The organism is Mesorhizobium sp. PL10 (genome assembly GCF_053714315.1).
This window is the reverse complement of the sequence record NZ_JBSKBR010000009.1, coordinates 190448-209461: the sequence shown is the minus strand read 5'-3', so window position 1 is coordinate 209461 and position 19014 is coordinate 190448. Positions and strand designations below refer to the sequence as shown.

The following is a 19014-nucleotide window of genomic DNA, read 5'->3' as shown; positions in this document are numbered from 1 at the left end:
CTTATTTCCCTGCGCCTTCGAACCAGACGACCAGCAGCGCCCGCTCCTTGTCGCTGATCTGGGTGACGTTGGCCGGCGGCATGGCATGGCTGCGCCCAGCCTGCAGGTAGATCTCGCGGGCATGCTCGGCAATGCCGGCGTCGGTGTCGAGAATCACGCCCTTCGGCGCTTGGTAGATGCCTTCATAAACCGGCTCGGACGCATGACACATCGAGCAGCGGCCAAGCACGGTGTCGCGCACGGCCGGGAAATGCGAAGAGGCGATGTAGACCTCGGCCGCAGCGGACGCCTTGGGTTCGCCGGTCAGTATTTTCGGCGCTGTCGATAGCCAGATGATGATCATGAACAGCACGGCGGCCGCCATCCAGGTCCAGTGCGGGTTGCCGGCACGCTTATGCACGGTGTTGAAATAGTGCCGGATCAAGACGCCGATGATGAACACCAGCGAGGCGATGACCCAGTTGAACTCCGTCGCAAACGCCAGCGGATAGTGGTTCGACAGCATCAGGAACAGCACCGGCAGCGTCAGGTAATTGTTGTGCAACGAGCGCTGCTTGGCGATCTTGCCGTATTTCGGATCGGGCTTGCGGCCGGCAATAAGGTCGGCAACGACGATCTTCTGGTTGGGGATAATCACCATGAAGACGTTAGCCGACATGATCGTGGCGGTGATGGCGCCGAGATGCAGGAAGGCGGCGCGGCCGGTGAACAGGTGCGTCAGCCCCCAGGCGATGAACACCAGCACGCCATAGAGCACCAGCATCAGGCCGGTGTCGCTTTTGCCGAGCGGCGAACGGCAGAGCAGATCGTAGACCACCCAGCCAACGCCGATCGTGGCCATCGACAGCAGGATGCCGACCGGCACCGACATCGGCAGCACGTTGGGATCGATCAGGAACAGGTCGGCGCCGGCATAGTAGACCACGCACAGCATGGCGAAGCCGGACAGCCAGGTGGCGTAGGATTCCCATTTGAACCAGGTCAGATGCTCGGGCATTTCGGCCGGCGCCACCAGATATTTCTGGATGTGGTAGAAGCCGCCGCCATGCACCTGCCATTCCTCACCGAAGGCGCCCACCGGCATGCCGGGGCGCTGGCGCAGGCCGAGATCGAGGGCGACGAAATAGAAGGACGAGCCGATCCAGGCGATGCCGGTGACGACGTGCAGCCAGCGCACGGCAAAGCTCAGCCAGTCCCAGAAAATCGCGAAATCCATCATGTGAAATCGTCCCTGCCGATTGGCTGACTTTACGGTGTGGTACGCAAACGAAAAGAGGCGAGGTGTACGATGACTTTCAAAAAAAAATGGAAAATAGTAGGTTGATCCCACGCAGCCGTTTGAGAGCCACGAAAATCTTATGGCCTATCTCGACAACATCGCCGTCTTCGTTCGCGTCGTCGAGCTTGGCAATCTGTCGGCGGCGGGCCGCGACATGCGCATTTCGCCGGCGGTCGCGTCGAACCGCATCAAGGAACTGGAAAAACACCTTGGTGTGCGGCTGTTCAACCGCACGACCAGGCAGTTGATGCCGACCGAGCACGGCAACGTATTTTATTCCGGCGCCAAGCAGGTGCTGGAAGCGATCACCGAGGCGGAAGCCGCAGTCTCGGCGCTCTCCGGCCAGCCGCGCGGAACCATCCGGGTGACGGCGCCGCTCGGCCTCGGCCGGCGGCTGGTGGCGTCAGGCATTCCGGATTTTCACGACAAATACCCCGATATCGAGGTGCGGCTGAGGCTCTCGGATCATAACATCGATATCATGAAGGAAGGCATCGACGTCGCCTTCAAGCTCGGCATCATCGAGGATTCCAGCCTGAGGATGCGCGGCATCATGGAATGCGAGCGTGTGCTGGTCGCGGCGCCGAAATATCTGGAAGCGCGCGGCGAACCGGTGGAGCCACAGGAACTGATCGGCAAGAAGCACGACTGCCTGATGCTGCGCTACTCCGGGGCGCGCGAATATGTCTGGACGCTGCAAACGCCGTCCGGCCCGCAGAAATACGAGGTGCATGGCCCCTACGACACCGACGACGGCGACGTGCTGACCGGCTGGGCGCTGTCCGGGCGCGGCATCATCAACAAGCCGCGCTTCGAGGTCGAACCGTTCATCCGCGACCGGCGGCTGCAGGTCATCCTGGCCAGCACGCCGCCGACCCCGGTGCAGTTCGCCGCCGTCTATCCGCACAAGAAGCTGCAGGATCCCAAGGTGCGGCTGCTGCTCGACTTCATGGCCGAGCGCTGCCAGCGGCTGATCAGGGATATTCTGGCCGGCAAATAGGCTGGCCGGCACGTGATGGACTGTTGGCCCAGTCGCAAGGGTTGCCTTGCACGGCGGCGACTTTAGGTTTGCATACTCCGCCTAGATGGCTCCGCGCCGACTGACGAGCAAACCACAATGCACCTCGCCATTTCGCTCAACATTGCTTCCGGGCCACCGCTCACCTTCAGCGACCTGGCCGGCTTTGCCCGGCAGGCGGAAGCGGCCGGGCTGGACATGATTGTCCTCGATGATTCCGTGCTGGACAGCGCCGGGTCGAGCCCCTTCGAGGCCACGACCTTGCTGGCGGCGCTGGCGACGGTGACGAGCAGGATCGGTCTTGTCGCCACCGCCTCGACCGTGGCCCACCAGCCCTACAATCTGGCGCGCCGTTTTGCCTCGCTCGACATTATCAGCCACGGCCGCGCCGGCTGGCGCGCGACCATGGCGCAGGCGCCACGCGAGGCCGCCAATTTCAGCCGGCCGGAAGGATTCTCGCAGGACGATTTCCGCCGTCGTACCGAAGAATATATCGGCATCGTCCAAGGCTTGTGGCAGGGCTGGGATGCGGATGCGCTGCTGTTCGACAAGGCCGGCGGCCGTTTTCATGATCCCGAAAAGATGCACCTGCTCGACCACGAGGGTGAATTTTTCTCCGTGCGCGGCCCGCTCAACGTCGCGCGCTCGCCGCAGGACACGCCGGTGCTGGTGATGTCCGGCCTGTCGGTCTCAGACCTGGACATCGCCGCGCGCACCGCCGATGTCGTGCTGCTAGACGAGGTTCAGGACGCCAAGCCGCCCCATGACGATCTGAAGCGGCGCGTTGCAGCGTGCGGACGCGATCCGGATGCAGTCAAGCTGCTGCTGACTGTCGATGTCGATGTCGCTGCCGACACTCTCGAGGCATCGTTCCGCTCGCAAAGCTGGGACGGATTCAACATCGCGATGTTGCCCTCGGCCCTTGATGGCTTCTTCGGCCGCGTGCTGCCGGAGTTGCAGCGGCGCGGACTTGCCCGGCCGGGTTATCCCGGAACGACATTGCGCTCGCATCTCGGACTTGCCGGAGGGGCCCGATGACCCCCCAGATGAAGCTCGGCGTCTTCCTGTGGGCGGCGGGCCACCACATCGCCGCCTGGCGCCACCCGAAGGCGCATGTCACCGCCGGCATCGACATCGACCACTACATCCATCTGGCGCGCACGGCGGAGGCGGCGAAGTTCGACATGGTGTTCTGCGAGGACGCCGCCGGCCTGCGCGAAGCCAATGTCGGCATTGCCAGCCAGACCTCACGCTCGATCGGCTTCGAGCCGATCAGCCTGCTGTCGGCGCTCGCCGTCCAGACCAGCCGCATCGGCCTCGTCTCGACGGCCTCGACCAGCTACAACGAGCCTTACGGCCTGGCGCGCACCTTTCTGTCGCTTGATCACTTAAGCTGCGGCCGCGCCGGCTGGAACCTTGTGACGTCAGCCAGCCCCATCGAAGCCGCCAATTTCGGCGCCACGGGCCTCAAGCCCCATGCCGATCGCTATGAGCGGGCGCGCGAATTCGCCGAGGTGGTGTCAGGACTTTGGCAAGGCGGCAACTTTCGCGGCCATGACGGCCAGAGCTTTTCGGTGCGAGATCCGCTCGACCTGCCGCGATCGCCGCAGGGCGCACCTGTAATGGTCCAGGCCGGCGCCTCGGATGTCGGGCGCGACCTTGCCGCCCGCACCGCCGATGTGGTGTTCACGGCGGCGCAGACCTTCGAGGAAGCGAAAGCCTTCTATGACGATCTCAAGGGGCGCATGGCCGCCTATGGGCGCGAGCCCGACGACATCAAGATCATGCCCGGCGTGTCGCCCGTAGTGGCCGAAACCGAGGCCGAAGCCCGCGAGAGACATGAAGAACTGCAGGCGCTGATCCCCGACGATGTCGGCGTGGCGCTGCTGTCCAGCTATCTCAGCATTTCCGACCTCTGGCGCTATCCGATCGACGGGCCGATGCCGGAACTGCCGGAGACCGAGGGGATGAAGAGCCGCCAGGCGCTGGTTGTCGAACAATCGCGCCGCGACGGGCTTTCCATCCGCCAGCTTGCCCGCCACTTCGCCGGCGCGCGCGGCCATTGGCGCATCGTCGGCACGCCGGCGCAGGTCGCCGACGAATTGCAGGCGCGGTTCGAAGGCGGCGCGGCCGACGGCTTCAATGTCATGCCGTCTTACTTTCCCGGCGAGCTCGATGCCTTTTGCGAACTGGTGGTGCCGGAACTGCAGCGCCGTGGGCTATTCCGCAAGGAATACGAAGGAAGCACCTTGCGCGAGCATCTGGGGTTGAAGCGGCCCGCCTAATTGCGGCGAAAACTTAGCCGGCTGTTTCTTTGTCTGGTCTAACCTGATGGTCGACATTTGGCGCCGCGTTGTGAACGACCAGCGCCGTCATGATCTCGGCGGCCGTCAATGCAGCGATCACCGGTGGGCGCTTGTCCTTGACGGCGTCTCCGCCGATCGGCGAGACGAGACGGGCGAATTCCGCTTCGGTGCCCTCCGCCGATTTCAGGAACCAGTGCTTGAATGTCGCTTTCTTGGTCTTTGAGCCGATCATGCCGACATAGGCTGCGTCGCCGCGCTTCAGCGCCTCGGCGACGATCAGGAAATCGAGCGCATGGTCGTGGGTGAGGATGGCGAAAGCCGTGCCGGCGGGCGCTTTGCGTATCTCGGCCTCGGGCATCGGCGTCAGTCGCGTCTCGACCGTCTCAGGCATGCCCTCCAGCGCCTCGGCGCGCGTCTCGATGACGACGGCATGGACGGGAAGGAGTGCGATGGTCGAGGCCAGCGCCTGGCCGACATGGCCGCCGCCGAAGATATAGACATGCGGCAGCTGCGCCTCTTCGGCTTCAGCCGTTGCGATCAGGTCTCCGGCAATCGCGGCATCGACCAGCCGGATCAGCACTTCGACGCGCCCGCCGCAGCACTGGCCGATCTCGGGGCCAAGCGGTATGTCGAGCGTGGCGCAGACTTCGTCGACTTCGATGCGGGTTCCCCTCCCCCTCGAGGGGAGGGTGGCGGCGAAGCCGCCGGGTGGGGTCGTTGCGGCCGTGCGCGACGCCCTAGCAGTGCCTTCTGAGAGGACCCCCTCTGGCCGCTTCGCGGCCATCTCCCCCTCGAGGGGGGAGAAAAGCATCTGCCGGGCCTTGTCGATCGCCATGTATTCGAGCTGGCCGCCGCCGATCGTGCCGAAAATCGCTGCCTGCGAGACGAGCATGAACGCGCCCTTCTCGCGCGGCGTCGAGCCCTTGGTGCCGGCCACGTCGACCAAGGCAAGCCGCCCGGCGCTGCCGAGAAACGCTTTCAGGCTTTGCACTTTCGAGTTCATTGTCTGCATTCCCACCTTGGAAACATAGCGTTTCCGGGCTGAATTTGCACGTTTTGGCTCGATCAGGCCGGCTTTGCGCCTCTCAGCCCCTCGATCGCCATCAGCACACGCTCCGGCGTTGCGGGCGCATCGAGTCGCGGACAGACCGTGTGGTCGGCAACGCTTGCCACCGCGTCCGACAGCGCATGCAGCACCGACATGCCGAGCGGGAAGGGCGGTTCGCCGACCGCCTTGGAGCGGTGCACCGTCGGCTCGTTGGCTTCCGGCCAGTCGGCCAGCGTGACGTTGAAGATCTTCGGCCGGTCGGACGCCAGCGGGATCTTGTAGGTCGACGGCGCGTGGGTGCGCAGCCGGCCCTTGTCGTCCCACCACAATTCTTCCGTGGTCAGCCAGCCCATGCCCTGGATGAAGCCGCCCTCGATCTGGCCGAGGTCGATGGCACGGTTCAGCGAACGGCCGGTGTCATGCAAGATGTCGGTGCGCTCGACTACATATTCGCCGGTCAGCGTGTCGACCGAGACTTCCGAGCACGAGGCGCCATAGGCGAAATAGTAGAAGGGGCGGCCTTCGCCTTTGTCGCGGTTCCAGTGGATTTTCGGCGTTTTGTAAAAGCCTGTCGCCGACAGCTGGATGCGGGCCATATAGGCCTGCTTGATCAGGTCGGCGAAGGCGATTTCCTGATTGCCGATGCGCACCCGGTTGGGCAGGAACAGCACCTGGTCGCGCGGTACCTGGTATTTTTCGGCGGCGAAATCGGTCAGCCGGTCCTTGATCTGGCGGGCGCCGTTCTGCGCCGCCATGCCGTTGAGGTCGGTGCCGGACGAGGCCGCGGTGGCCGAAGTGTTCGGCACCTTGCCGGTCGTGGTTGCGGTGATCTTGACCTGGTCGAGGTCGATCTGGAACTCCTCCGCCACCACCTGCGCCACTTTGACGTATAGGCCTTGCCCCATCTCTGTGCCGCCATGGTTCAGGTGCACCGAACCGTCGGTATAGACATGCACCAGTGCGCCGGCCTGATTGTAGTGGGTGGCGGTGAACGAGATGCCGAACTTGACCGGCGTCAGCGCCAGGCCGCGCTTGATGAAGCGGCTGTTGGCGTTGAAAGCCTCGATTATACGGCGGCGGCTTGCATAGTCTGAGCTCGCCTCCAGTTCGGCGACGATGCGGTGGATGATGTTGTCCTCGACCGTCTGGTGATAGGGCGTGACGTTGCGATTCGAGGTGCCGTAGAAATTCAGCTTGCGGATTTCGAGCGGGTCCTTGCCGACGGCAAAGGCAACCTCGTCGATGACGCGTTCGGCGCCGACCATGCCTTGCGGGCCGCCGAAGCCGCGAAACGCCGTGTTCGACACCGTGTTGGTGTAGAGCGGCGCCGACTGCGCATGCACCGCCGGCCAGAAATAGGTGTTGTCGCAGTGGAACAGTGCGCGGTCCGTGACCGGGCCGGACAAGTCCGACGAGAAGCCGCAGCGCGCCGCGAACATGAAATCGACGCCCAGAATGTTGCCGTCGTCGTCGAAACCCACTTCGTAGTCGACGAGGAAATCATGGCGCTTGCCGGTGGCGGTCATGTCGTCGTCGCGGTCGGGGCGGATCTTGACGGCGCGATGGTGTTTCTTCGCCGCGATCGCCGCCAATGCGGCAAATTGGTTGCCTTGCGTCTCCTTGCCGCCGAAGCCGCCGCCCATGCGGCGGATTTCCACCGTGATGGCGTTGCTCGGCACGCCAAGCGCATGGCTGACCATATGCTGCACTTCGCTCGGATGCTGGGTCGAGGAATAGATGGTGACGTCCTGGTCCTCGCCCGGAATGGCAACGGCGATATGGCCTTCGAGATAGAAATGCTCCTGGCCGCCGATGCGCATCTTGCCCTTCAGCTGGCGCGGCGCCGCCTTGATCGCGGCAGCGGCATCGCCGCGCTTCAAGGTGAGCGGCGGCGTCACCAGTCTGTCCTTGCGCGGATCGAGGTCGCCAATGTCGGTGACGAAGGGCAATGGACTGTATTCGACCTTGGCAAGCCGCGTGGCGCGCCGCGCCTCCTCGCGCGTTTTGGCAATAACGCAGAAGATCGGTTGGCCGTAGAACTGCACCTTGTCGTCGGCCAGCACCGGCTCGTCGTGACGGCCGGTCGGCGAGATGTCGTTTTCGCCGGGCACGTCGCTCGCGGTCAGCACGTCGACGACGCCCGGCGCTGCACGCACCGCCGACAGATCCATTTTGGTGATGGCCGCATGCGTGGCCGTCGACAGACCGAGGCAGCCATGCAGCATGCCCGCCGGTTCCGGCAGATCGTCGATGTAAACGGCGGTGCCGCTGACATGCTTGTGCGCGGAATCATGGCGCTGGTCAGTGGCGACGCCGCCGGAAATCTTCTGCGCCTTGAGGTTGGGGGAAGCGTGCTTGTTCATCAGGCTGCCTCGTTGCGTGACACCTGGAACGGCGCCTTCGATCCCGTCGTCTCGGCAAAGAAGCGCAGCAACAGGTTCTTGGCCGCAAGCGCCCGGTATTCCGCCGAAGCCCGCATGTCGGTCAGCGGGGTGAAATCGCCGGCATATTCGGCCATAGCGGCCTCCACCGTCGCTTCCGTCCAAGGCTTGCCGATCAGCGCCTTTTCGACGCCGAAGGCGCGCTTCGGGGTTGCCGCCATGCCGCCATAGGTAATGCATATGTCGGCCACCGTGCCATCCTCGGCCAGGTCGAGGAAAAAGGCGCCGAGGGCCGCGGTGATGTCCTCGTCGCGGCGCTTGGTGATCTTGTAGACGGCAAACTTTGTGCCCTTGGCCGGCACGGGGACATGCACGGCCTCGACGAATTCGCCCGGCTGCCGGTCCTGCTTGCCATAAGCGATGAAGAAATCCTCGAGCGCGATGGTGCGCCGCTTTTTGCCACGGCGCAGGGTCAGCTGCGCGCCGAGCGCGATCAAGGGCGGTGGTGTATCGCCGATCGGCGAGCCGTTGGCGATGTTGCCCCCGATCGTTCCCATATTGCGCACCTGCTCGCCGCCAATGCGGTCGAACAATGGCCCCAGAGCCGGGATGCGCTTGGCCAGTGTCGCGAAGGCGTCGGTGTAGGTGACGCCGGCACCGATGGTGATGACGTCGTTTTCTTCGGAGATCGCGCACAACCCGTCGAGATTGCCGATAAAGACCACCGGTGAAATGTCGCGCATATGCTTGGTGACCCAGAGCCCGACATCGGTCGAGCCGGCGACGACAGTCGCATTCGGCTCTTTGTCCAGCACGGCGGCGAAATCGTCGGCGTTGGCCGGCACGATCAGCCGCTGCTTGCCGGTGCCGATCTCCACGCGGGCGCCATCACGCACCGCTTCGAGCCTTGCCGTGATCGCCTTGCGTTCGGCCGCCAGCGGATCCTTCGCCGCCTTGCCGTAGCTGGAGATGGCGCGAGCCGCGCGCATGATTGCCTCGTAACCGGTGCAGCGGCAGAGATTGCCCTGCAGCGCCTTTTCGATCTCCGCATTCGACGGATCGGGCGATTTCATCCACAGGCTGTAGAGCGACATGACGAAGCCTGGCGTGCAGAAGCCGCATTGCGAGCCGTGGAAATCCACCATTGCCTGCTGCACCGGATGCAACCGGCCAGGCGCGCCGCGCAGATGCTCCACCGTCACGACATGGGTGGCGTCGAGCGAACCCAAGAAGCGGATGCAGGCGTTGACGCTTTCATAGACCAGCTTGCCGGCTAAGAGCTTGCCGACCAGCACCGTACAGGCGCCGCAATCGCCTTCGGCGCAGCCTTCCTTGGTGCCGCGCAGGGAACGATCGAGCCGCAGCCAGTCGAGCAAGGTCGCGTCTGGTGCCACCGACGACAGCGCGACATCCCGGCCATTGAGGATGAAGCGGATCTCGTTGCGTATGGTGATCTTGGCCATGCTTCAGCTCCCCCTATAGGTCGAATAGCCATAGGGAGAGATAAGCAATGGCACATGATAATGCACTGTTGCAGCCATGCCGAAGCGGATCGGCACGCTGTCGAGGAAGGCCGGTTCCGGCAATTTTGTTCCCTGGCCGCGCAGATAGTCGCCGGCAGCGAAGATCAGTTCGTATTCGCCAAGGCGGAACTCCGCACCTGCCAGCAGCGGCGCATCGCAACGGCCGTCGGCATTGGTGACAACGGTCTTCAGATGTGTCCGCGCGTCGCCCTCGAGGTGATAAAGCGCGATCGACAGGCCCGCCGCCGGCTTGCCGGTCGCGGTGTCGAGGACATGCGTCGTCAGACGTCCGCCATCGGCTTTCGACGTTTCTGCCACAGGCGCCTCCCATTTCGGTACGGTCGAACAAAGCAATGAATTGTGCGCCAATTAAAGGCGATGCATAAGTCCCGGTCGAGCGGAGCGGCACAAAAACACTTTCAAAAATTTCGGGGGAATGCGCAGGCAGCCCTTTCGACTATCCTGATCACAACTTCCGGCAGCGTCCGGCAGGGAGGGGCAATGCGTTACTTGAGAGACATGCGCGGCTACGGAGCCAATCCGCCGGATCCGAAATGGCCGGGTGGTGCGCATATAGCCGTGCAGTTCGTCGTCAATTACGAGGAAGGCGGCGAGAACTGCGTGCTGCACGGCGACAAGGCGTCGGAAGCCTTCCTGTCGGAAATCGTCGGCGCCGCGCCCTGGGTCGGCCAGCGCCACTGGAACATGGAATCGATCTACGAATATGGCGCGCGGGCCGGCTTCTGGCGGCTGTTGCGCCTGTTCAGCGAGGCTGATGTGCCGGTGACCTGTTACGGGGTCGCCACCGCCCTTGCCCGCTCGCCCGACCAGGTCACGGCCATGCAGGAAGCCGGCTGGGAAATGGCCTCGCACGGGCTGAAATGGATCGACTATCGCGACCACAGCGCCGAGGATGAGCGCCGCGACCTCGAAGCGGCGATCAAGCTGCATTACGAGGTGACCGGACAGCGGCCAACCGGCTGGTACACCGGCCGCACCTCGATCAACACTGTGCGGCTGGTCGCCGAAGAAGGCCGCTTCGACTATGTGTCGGACACCTATGACGACGAACTGCCCTACTGGTTCGAGCATGAGGGCGGCGCGCAGCTCGTCATCCCCTACACGCTCGACGCCAACGACATGCGTTTTGCGACGCCGCAGGGCTTCAATTCGGGCGACCAGTTCTTTGCCTACCTCAAGGACAGTTTCGACACGCTCTACGCCGAAGGCAAAGCCGGCCGGCCGCGCATGATGAACATCGGCCTGCATTGCCGCCTTGTCGGGCGACCCGGCCGGGTAGCCGCGCTGAGGCGCTTCGTCGACTATGTCAAATCGCAAGACAAGGTCTGGCTGGCACGCCGCATCGATATCGCCAGGCACTGGCACGAGCATCATCCTTACCAGCCGGCGGCGCTGAAACCCTCGAAGATGGAATTCGAGACCTTCGTCCACACATTCGGCGGCGTGTTCGAACATTCGCCGTGGATTGCCGAACGCGCCTATGAACTGGAGCTTGGGCCCGCGCATGACACCGCCGGCGGCCTGCACAATGCGCTTTGTCGCGTCTTCCGCGCCGCCAGCGAGACCGAACGGCTCGGCGTGCTCAACGCCCATCCCGATCTTGCCGGCAGGCTCGCCAAAGCCAGGCGGCTGACCGCGGAATCGACGCGGGAACAGGCTTCCGCCGGCCTCGACGCGCTGACCGACAAGGAGCGCGAGCTGTTTTCCAAACTCAACGCTGCCTACGTCACCACCTTCGGCTTCCCCTTCATCATCGCGGTGCGGGGCAAGACCAAGGAGGAAATCCTCGCCGAGTTTGAGGCGCGCATCGGCAACAGCCGTGGCGTCGAACTCGATACCGCCTGCAAACAGGTCGAGCGCATCGCGCTGCTCCGCCTGAAAGACATGCTCCCGCAATAGGGTTCAGGACTATGGATATGATCAAGACAACCGAGCGAACCTATTATGCGCCGCATGGCGGCCATCCCGGCCAGAACGAGCTTTTGACCGGGCGCGCGGTCTTCACAGAGGCCTATGCGGTCATCCCCAAAGGGGTGATGCAGGACATCGTCACCAGCCCGCTGCCGTTCTGGGACAAGACCAGGGCCTGGATCATCGCAAGGCCGCTGTCGGGCTTTGCCGAGACATTTTCGCAGTACATCGTCGAGGTTTTGCCTGGCGGCGGCAGCGACCGGCCGGAATTGGACGCCGGCGCTGAGGGCGTGCTGTTCGTGGTGGAGGGTGAGTTGACCGTTTCGCTGGCCGGCAAGACCCACGTGCTTCAAGCCGGTGGCTTTGCCTTCCTGCCGCCAGCCTGTGGCTGGACGGTGCGCAACGAAGGCCGAGAGGCCGTGCGTTTCCATTGGATCAGGAAGGCCTATGAGGTCGTCGACGGCATCGACGCGCCGGAAGCTTTCTTCAGCAGCGACCAGCAAGTGGCGCCGACGCCGATGGCCGGCACCGAGGGCCGCTGGGCGACGACGCGCTTCGTCGATCCGGCCGACATGCGCCATGACATGCATGTCACCATCGTCACGCTCGAGCCCGGCGCCGTCATCCCGTTCGCCGAGACGCATGTGATGGAACACGGGCTTTATGTACTGGAGGGCAAGGCGGTCTACCGTCTCAACCAGGACTGGGTCGAGGTCGAGGCCGGCGACTTCATGTGGCTGCGCGCTTTCTGCCCGCAGGCCTGTTATGCCGGTGGTCCCGGAAAATTCCGTTATCTGCTCTACAAGGACGTCAACCGGCACGCCAAGCTCGGCGGCGCGGGCTTCGGCGGTCGCGCGCGGTGACCCGCATCGCAGCGCGGCCACTGACCCGCGAAAGCTTTGCCGGCTTCGGCGACGTCATCGATATGGGCGGCGACAACCACTACCCGATCAATGCTGGCCGCGCTGAGCGCCACCACGACCTGGCCACGGCTGAGGCGGCGGGCCCGAATGCGCGTGTGCTGATTTCGATGGTGCGCGGAACGCCTTACGAACTGCCGCTGAAACTGACCATGGTCGAGCGGCATCCCTTTGGCAGCCAGGCTTTCATCCCGCTGTCGCCGCGCCCGTTCCTGGTCGTCGTCTGCCATGACGGCAAGGATGGTCCGGGCGAACCGCACGCCTTCATCACGGCGCCGGGACAAGGCATCAACTATCCCCGCAATCTCTGGCACGGCGTGCTGACGCCGCTCGGCGAGGCCCAGGATTTCGTCATCGTCGACCGCGGCGGCGACGGCTCCAACCTCGAAGAGTTCCACTTCTCGCATCCCTACGAGATCCATCTTCCAGACGAGACCTGAGTAAATGACCGACATTTCGCTGATCGACCGCCTGCTCGACGTCATCGAGCACGACATCGTGCCGAAGACGGCTGACGGCGTGGCCCACGGCAACAAGCTGTTCGGCGCCGCGATCCTGAGGAAGGGCGACCGCTCGCTGGTGCTGGCCGAAACCAACAACGAGATGGAAAACCCGCTCTGGCATGGCGAGGTGCACTGCCTGAAGCGCTTTTATGAAATGCCGAAGGCGGAGCGTGTCGACACCAAGGACGCCATCTTCATCGCCACGCATGAGCCTTGTTCGCTGTGCCTGTCGGCGATCACCTGGACCGGCTTCGACAATTTCTACTATTTGTTCAGCCACGAGGATTCGCGCGACTCGTTTGCCATCCCACACGATCTGAAGATTCTGAAAGAGGTCTTCACCCTCGATCCCGGCGGCTACAATGCCGAGAATGCTTATTGGAAGAGTTTTTCCATTCGCAGACTGGTGCGGGCACTGCCGCAGGCCGAGCGCGAAAGGCTGGAGGGGCGGATCGGCAGGATTTCGGCGCGCTACGACGAGTTGTCCGGCGTCTATCAGGACAGCAAGGCCGAGAACGAGATCCCGCTGAACTGACCTCGGGCTGTTGATCCTAGCGTCTTGAATTGCCACCTTTATGGTGGCATATTTAGGTATGGAGAAACGCAGGCCCACCTACGATCTTGATGCGATCAAGACGACGTTCGGGTCTGTGGACACGCTGGCGATCACAACATCGGCGCTGCGCGACGCTCTCGGCCTCGGCTTCGATCGTGCCGGCATTGTCGAAGTGATCGGCGGCATGACACGCAAGATGTTCGTGAAGTCGATGACGACTTTCGCCGATCATCGGGTCTGGCAGGACGTCTATTACGTGCCGGCACGCGACGTCGTTCTCTATGTGAAATTCCAGGCGGATGTCGTGACTGAATTCACGGTCATGGCGTTCAAGGAGAAATGACATGGCGGCAAGACAAACCAGCGAAACCATGATCTCACCCGAAACGGGTGAAACCCTGACGCGCGGTGTTCGTCCTTTCACCGTGACCTACAAGGGTCAGAGCATGACCGTCGACCTGCCGGGTTACTACCCGGCTTCGGAGGGCGAAGGCGTGCATGTGGGAGACGACATGATTGCCACCGATGCGGCTCTCCGAATTCTGAAGGAGAAAGTCGACGGTGTACCGGCGCCGGAAACCATCCGGCGCATGCGAACGAAGCTCAAACTGTCGCAGCGCGAGGCAGGATCGCTTTTCAAGGTCGGTGAGAACGCCTTCGACAAATATGAAAGGGGCCTGATCGAGCCGAGCGGTCCGACCATTCAGCTGATGACCCTGCTGGAGAAACATCCCGAACTGCTGGACGAATTGCGTTAGCGACCAGGTCGCAATTTTCGCTGCTCCAGTCGCGAATGACGATTGAAAGTGTTGGGCAGGCGGGGCGTTATGCCAACCCATGAAAACCGTCACTGAATTTCCCCGAGAGGTCGTCGAATTCCCTGATATGGGCATCGTCATGCCGGACGGCTGCCGGCTGTCGGCGCGGGTGTGGATGCCGGCGGATGCCAGCGACGATCCGGTGCCGGCGATCCTCGAACACCTGCCCTACCGCAAGCGTGACGGCACCATCTTTCGCGATCAGCTGACGCATCCCTATTTCGCCGGCCACGGCTATGCCTCGATCCGCGTCGACATGCGCGGCAATGGCGATTCCGAAGGGCTGATGGACGACGAGTATTCCGAGCAGGAATTGCAGGACGCCTGCGATGTCATCGCCTGGGCGGCGGCACAGCCCTGGTGCAATGGCAGCGTCGGCATGATGGGCATCTCCTGGGGCGGCTTCAACTGTCTGCAGGTGGCGGCCAGGCAGCCACCGGCGCTGAAGGCGGTGATCAGCCTGTGCTCGACCGTTGACCGTTATGCCGACGACATCCATTACAAGGGCGGCTGCCTGCTGACGGAAAATTTCGGCTGGGCCTCGACGATGCTGTCCTACTCGTCGCGGCCGCCGGACCCGCTGATTGCCGGCGACAACCGCTGGCGCGATCTGTGGCTGACGCGGCTGGAAAACCAGGCTTTCCTCTTGCCGCTCTGGCTCAGACATCAGCACCGCGATGCCTATTGGAAGCGCGGTTCGATCTGCGAGGATTTCTCCGCCGTCAAGTCCGCGGTGCTGTCCATCGGCGGCTGGCACGACGGCTACCGCAACACGATTTCGCACCTGGTCACCAACATCCAGGCGCCGGTGAAGGGCATTGTCGGGCCATGGATCCACAAATACCCGCATTATGCCGGGCCAAAACCCGCCATCGGCTTCCTGCAGGTGGCGCTACGCTGGTGGGACCGCTGGCTGAAAGGCGTCGACACCGGCGTCGAGACCGACCCGGACTACCGCGCCTATGTCATGGACTCAGTGCGCCCATCGCGCTGGCACCCGGAGCGGCCGGGCCGTTGGGTGGCCGAACAGGAATGGCCGTCACCCAACATCAAGGTCGAGGCGATCGAACTCATTGCTGCCGGCGCCACGCCGGCGATCGTGGCGACGCTGCAAAGCTGCGGTCTAGCCGGCGGCGAGTATTTTCCCTTCACCTTCGGGCCGGAACTGCCTGGCGACCAGCGCCCGGACGATGCGCTGTCCGTCTGCTTCGATCAGCCTGTGCTTGCCGAGGCGCTCGACATCGTCGGCGCGCCGGAGGTCGAGATGCGCCTTTCCTCTGACCGCCGGCAAGCCAACATCGCGGTGCGTCTTTGCGACGTCCATCCCGACGGCGCTTCGGAGCTGATCTCCTACGGTGTGCTCAATCTCACCCACCGCAACTCGCACGAATTCCCGCAAGCACTGGTGCCCGGCGAGACCGTGTCGGCGTGCGTTATCCTCGACCAGTGCGCCTACCGCATTCCGGCTGGACACCGCCTGCGCATCGCCGTTTCCAATGCCTACTGGCCGATGATCTGGCCCTCGCCAGAGCCGGCGCAGCTCGACCTGTCAGCGGCGACGCTAACGCTGCCGCTGCGCCCGTTGGCAAAAGGCGACGACGTCTCATTCCCAACCCCCGAAGGCGCAACCGCCTGGGCGACCGAGACTGTCCGGCCTGCCACTTCCGAGCGCCATGTCGATCGCGACGAGAAGACCGGCATCGTGACGCTGTCGATCACGGATGATTTCGGTGAAGTGCGCGACCTCGCGCATGGGCTGGCCAATGGCAGCATTGCCCGCGAGAGCTGGTCGATCCATCCCGACGACCCGTTGTCGGCCTCGGGCCGGACGCACTGGACGCAGACCTTGTCGCGAAATGGATGGTCGGTACGCACCGAGACATCGGCCGAGATGCGCTCCGATGCGCAAAACTTCATCGTCAGTGCCAGAATCGAAGCCTATGAGGGCGAACGACTGGTTTTCGAACGCGATTTCGAAGAGACGATCCCGCGCGACCTGCTCTGAGCGCCAATCCGACTGGTCCAGTTGCGACGTGCGATTTACGCCACGGCATGTCGCATTCGGTCTTGCTTAGCGCTTGGCCTTGCGGTCAATATCCCTTTGGTAACAACAAACAAAAAAACGACCACAAGGTCGAACCAACAGAGTGAGGAACTCAAATGTCTAACGAACTCGAATATCTGAGCCGGCGCGTTGCGTCCGGCAAGCTGAGCCGTCGTGACTTTCTCGGCCGCGCCGCCGCGCTCGGCGTCACCGCACCCTTCGCTAACATGCTGCTTTCCAGCGCGGCTCGCGCGGAAGGCCCGGTCAAGGGCGGTACGCTGAAGGCCGGCCTGGTCGGTGGTGAATCCACCAACAGCCTCGACCCCGCGCTGATGATGACGCAGGTACCGTTTGCCTTCGGCAAGTGCTGGGGCGAAATGATCGTCGAGCTGTCGCCGGAAGGCAAGCTCGAGAACCGCATCGCCGAAGAGATCGGCTCGTCGGACGATGCCAAGGTGTGGACGCTGAAGATACGCGACGGCGTCGAGTTCCACAACGGCAAGACCGTGACCGCCGAGGACGTCGCCGCGACGCTCGAGCGCCATTCCGATGAGAAGTCGAAGTCCGGTGCGCTCGGCTACATGAAGGGCATCGAGAGCATCAAGGCCAGCGGCAAGGAAGTGGTGCTGACGCTGAAGGAGGCCAATGCCGACCTTCCCTACCTGCTCAGCGACTACCACCTGATCGTGCAGCCCAACGGCGGCAAGGACAAGCCCGACGGCGGCGTCTCGGCCGGCCCGTACAAAATCGTCACCAACGAGCCCGGCGTGCGCCACGTCGGCGAGCGCTTCGCCAATTACTGGCAGGCCGACAAGATGGGCCATGCCGACCAGATCGAAGTTGTCGTCATCAACGACGCTACGGCGCGCACGGCGGCCCTGCAGGGCGGCCAGGTCAACATGATCAACCGCGTCGAGCCGAAGATTGTCGACCTGATCAAGCGCGTGCCGGGCGTCACCATCCGCAACCATGCCGGCCCCGGCCACTACGTCTTCATCATGCATTGCAACACGGCGCCGTTCGACAACAACGACCTCAGGATGGCGCTGAAGCTGGCGATCGACCGCGAGGAGATGCTGAACAAGGTGCTGCGCGGCTACGGCTCGCTCGGCAACGACTTCCCGATCAACGCCTCCTATCCGCTTTTCACCGAAATCGAGCAGCGCAAGTACGATCCGGACAAGGCCAAGTTCCACTACAAGAAGTCGGGCCATGATGGTTCCGTGCTGCTGAGGACCTCGGATGTCGCCTTCCCGGGCGCCGTCGACGCAGCCCAGCTCTACCAGCAGAGCGCCGCCAAGGCCGGCATCAAGCTCGAGATCAAGCGCGAGCCCGGCGACGGTTACTGGAACGAGGTGTGGAACAAGCAGCCCTTCTGCGCCTCCTACTGGGGTGGCCGCTCCACCCAGGACCAGATGTACTCCACCGCCTACCTGTCGACCGCCGACTGGAACGACACGCGTTTCAAGCGCCCGGACTTCGACAAGATGGTGCTTGCGGCGCGCGCCGAGCTCGACGAGGCCAAGCGCAAGGCGATGTACCACGACATGGCCGTCATGGTGCGCGACGAGGGCGGCCTGATCCTGCCGATGTTCAATCAGTTCATCGACGCAACCGGCGCCAAGGTCGGCGGCTGGGTCGACGATCCGCATCAGGAGCTGATGAACGGCTACGCCCTGGCAAAGTGCTGGCTCGAAGCCTGAGCCCGGCCTTGCGGAGATGTCCTCACCCATCGTGAAACTGGTGGCCCAGCGCATTGCGCTGGGCATCGTCCTCCTGTTGGCCGTTTCGGTCCTGATCTTCGCCGGCACGCAAATCCTGCCCGGCGACGTTGCACAAGCCATTCTCGGACAGTCGGCGACGCCGGAGTCGCTCGCCAATCTGCGCGAGCAGCTCGGACTGAACCAGCCCGCCTACATCAGGTATTTCCACTGGCTGGGCGGTGCGCTCACCGGCGATCTCGGCACCGCAATGTCGAGCGGCCAGGATATCGCGACCTCGATCAAGGGCCGGCTGTGGAACACGCTGTTCCTCGCCTTCTGGGCAGCGATCGTGGCCGTGCCGCTGGCCATCATCCTCGGCCTGATCGCGGTGCGCTACCGCAATGGCTGGGTCGACAAGCTGATCTCCGGCCTGGCGCTCGCTTCTACGTCCTTCCCGGAGTTCTTCATCGGCTACGTGCTGGTCTTTTTCTTTGCCGTCAAATATCAATGGTTTCCGGCAATTTCCACGGTCTATGACGGCATGCCGTTCGGCGAGCGCATGCAGGCGATCGCGCTGCCGGCCGCCGCGCTGACGCTGGTGGTGCTGGCGCACATGATGCGCATGACGCGCGCGGCCATCCTCAATGTCATGCAGTCGGCCTATGTCGAGACAGCGGAACTGAAAGGCCTGTCGGCCTTCAACGTCATCCGCAAGCACGCCTTCCCCAATGCGATCGCGCCGATCATCAATGTCGTCATGCTCAACCTCGCCTACCTCATCGTCGGCGTCGTCGTGGTCGAGGTGATCTTCGTCTATCCCGGCATGGGGCAATACCTGGTCGACCACGTCACCAAGCGCGACGTGCCGGTGGTGCAGGCGGTCGGCCTGATCTTTGCGGCCGTCTATATCAGCCTGAACATCATCGCGGACATCGGGGCGATCGTCGCCAATCCGCGCCTCAGACATCCGAAATAGGGGGCGG

General features: G+C 63.4%; 17 protein-coding genes. 12 read left to right on the top strand and 5 right to left on the bottom strand.

Annotation, left to right across the window (positions count from 1 at the left end):
* Position 1 precedes the first annotated feature (1 nt).
* Complete coding sequence (locus ACWGTO_RS16925; protein ID WP_454575959.1) at positions 2-1219, bottom strand: urate hydroxylase PuuD; 1218 nt, start codon at positions 1217-1219, stop codon at positions 2-4.
* 139 nt (positions 1220-1358) lie between these two features.
* Here ACWGTO_RS16925 and ACWGTO_RS16920 point away from each other — a divergent pair, with 139 nt between their 5' ends.
* The 3 genes from ACWGTO_RS16920 to ACWGTO_RS16910 all read left to right on the top strand — a co-directional run bounded on the left by ACWGTO_RS16920 (position 1359) and on the right by ACWGTO_RS16910 (position 4582).
* Positions 1359-2279, top strand: coding sequence for a LysR substrate-binding domain-containing protein (locus ACWGTO_RS16920; RefSeq protein ID WP_454575958.1), 921 nt, complete (start codon positions 1359-1361; stop codon positions 2277-2279).
* A 117-nt stretch (positions 2280-2396) separates the two neighbouring features.
* Positions 2397-3335 carry an LLM class flavin-dependent oxidoreductase gene (locus ACWGTO_RS16915; protein WP_454575957.1) on the top strand — a complete coding sequence of 313 codons (939 nt, stop codon included), beginning with the start codon at positions 2397-2399 and terminating at the stop codon, positions 3333-3335.
* On the top strand, positions 3332-4582 hold the full coding sequence (locus ACWGTO_RS16910; RefSeq protein ID WP_454575956.1) for an LLM class flavin-dependent oxidoreductase: 1251 nt from the start codon (positions 3332-3334) through the stop codon (positions 4580-4582). Before ACWGTO_RS16915 ends, ACWGTO_RS16910 begins: the two co-directional genes overlap by 4 nt.
* Positions 4583-4595: 13 nt before the next feature.
* On the opposite strand, the gene xdhC is transcribed toward ACWGTO_RS16910, so the two are convergent.
* From xdhC to uraH, 4 genes are all read right to left on the bottom strand, one after another.
* The gene (gene xdhC, locus ACWGTO_RS16905; RefSeq protein WP_454575955.1) at positions 4596-5606 is read right to left on the bottom strand and encodes a xanthine dehydrogenase accessory protein XdhC; all 1011 of its coding nucleotides are present in this window, start codon (positions 5604-5606) and stop codon (positions 4596-4598) included.
* 62 nt (positions 5607-5668) lie between these two features.
* The gene (xdhB, locus tag ACWGTO_RS16900; RefSeq protein WP_454575954.1) at positions 5669-8014 is read right to left on the bottom strand and encodes a xanthine dehydrogenase molybdopterin binding subunit; all 2346 of its coding nucleotides are present in this window, start codon (positions 8012-8014) and stop codon (positions 5669-5671) included.
* Entirely contained in the window at positions 8014-9495 is a 1482-nt protein-coding gene (gene xdhA, locus ACWGTO_RS16895) for a xanthine dehydrogenase small subunit (protein ID WP_454575953.1), read from the bottom strand. The genes xdhB and xdhA overlap by 1 nt, the downstream gene beginning before the upstream one ends.
* 3 nt (positions 9496-9498) lie before the next feature.
* Entirely contained in the window at positions 9499-9873 is a 375-nt protein-coding gene (gene uraH / locus ACWGTO_RS16890) for a hydroxyisourate hydrolase (protein WP_454575952.1), read from the bottom strand.
* A 183-nt stretch (positions 9874-10056) separates the two neighbouring features.
* Between uraH and puuE the strand changes: the two genes are divergently transcribed.
* The 9 genes from puuE to ACWGTO_RS16845 all read left to right on the top strand — a co-directional run bounded on the left by puuE (position 10057) and on the right by ACWGTO_RS16845 (position 19007).
* The gene (puuE, locus tag ACWGTO_RS16885) at positions 10057-11475 is read left to right on the top strand and encodes an allantoinase PuuE (protein ID WP_454575951.1); all 1419 of its coding nucleotides are present in this window, start codon (positions 10057-10059) and stop codon (positions 11473-11475) included.
* 11 nt (positions 11476-11486) lie between these two features.
* A complete protein-coding gene (locus tag ACWGTO_RS16880) occupies positions 11487-12350 on the top strand; it encodes a bifunctional allantoicase/(S)-ureidoglycine aminohydrolase (RefSeq protein ID WP_454575950.1) in 864 nt (287 codons plus the stop codon).
* Positions 12347-12847, top strand: a complete 501-nt coding sequence (locus tag ACWGTO_RS16875) for an ureidoglycolate lyase (RefSeq protein WP_454575949.1) — start codon at positions 12347-12349, stop codon at positions 12845-12847. Before ACWGTO_RS16880 ends, ACWGTO_RS16875 begins: the two co-directional genes overlap by 4 nt.
* Positions 12848-12851: 4 nt before the next feature.
* Positions 12852-13445: a nucleoside deaminase gene (locus tag ACWGTO_RS16870; protein WP_454575948.1), complete on the top strand. Its 594-nt coding sequence runs from the start codon at positions 12852-12854 to the stop codon at positions 13443-13445.
* 58 nt (positions 13446-13503) lie between these two features.
* A complete protein-coding gene (locus ACWGTO_RS16865; RefSeq protein ID WP_454575947.1) occupies positions 13504-13809 on the top strand; it encodes a type II toxin-antitoxin system MqsR family toxin in 306 nt (101 codons plus the stop codon).
* Between the two features lies 1 nt (position 13810).
* Entirely contained in the window at positions 13811-14224 is a 414-nt protein-coding gene (locus ACWGTO_RS16860; protein WP_454575946.1) for a type II toxin-antitoxin system MqsA family antitoxin, read from the top strand.
* A 79-nt stretch (positions 14225-14303) separates the two neighbouring features.
* Positions 14304-16289 (top strand): CocE/NonD family hydrolase, encoded by a 1986-nt coding sequence (locus ACWGTO_RS16855; protein WP_454575945.1) that lies wholly within the window; start codon positions 14304-14306, stop codon positions 16287-16289.
* Positions 16290-16444: 155 nt separating this feature from the next.
* On the top strand, positions 16445-18031 hold the full coding sequence (locus tag ACWGTO_RS16850) for an ABC transporter substrate-binding protein (protein WP_454575944.1): 1587 nt from the start codon (positions 16445-16447) through the stop codon (positions 18029-18031).
* 16 nt (positions 18032-18047) lie between these two features.
* Positions 18048-19007 (top strand): ABC transporter permease, encoded by a 960-nt coding sequence (locus tag ACWGTO_RS16845; RefSeq protein WP_454575943.1) that lies wholly within the window; start codon positions 18048-18050, stop codon positions 19005-19007.
* Positions 19008-19014: the final 7 nt, after the last annotated feature.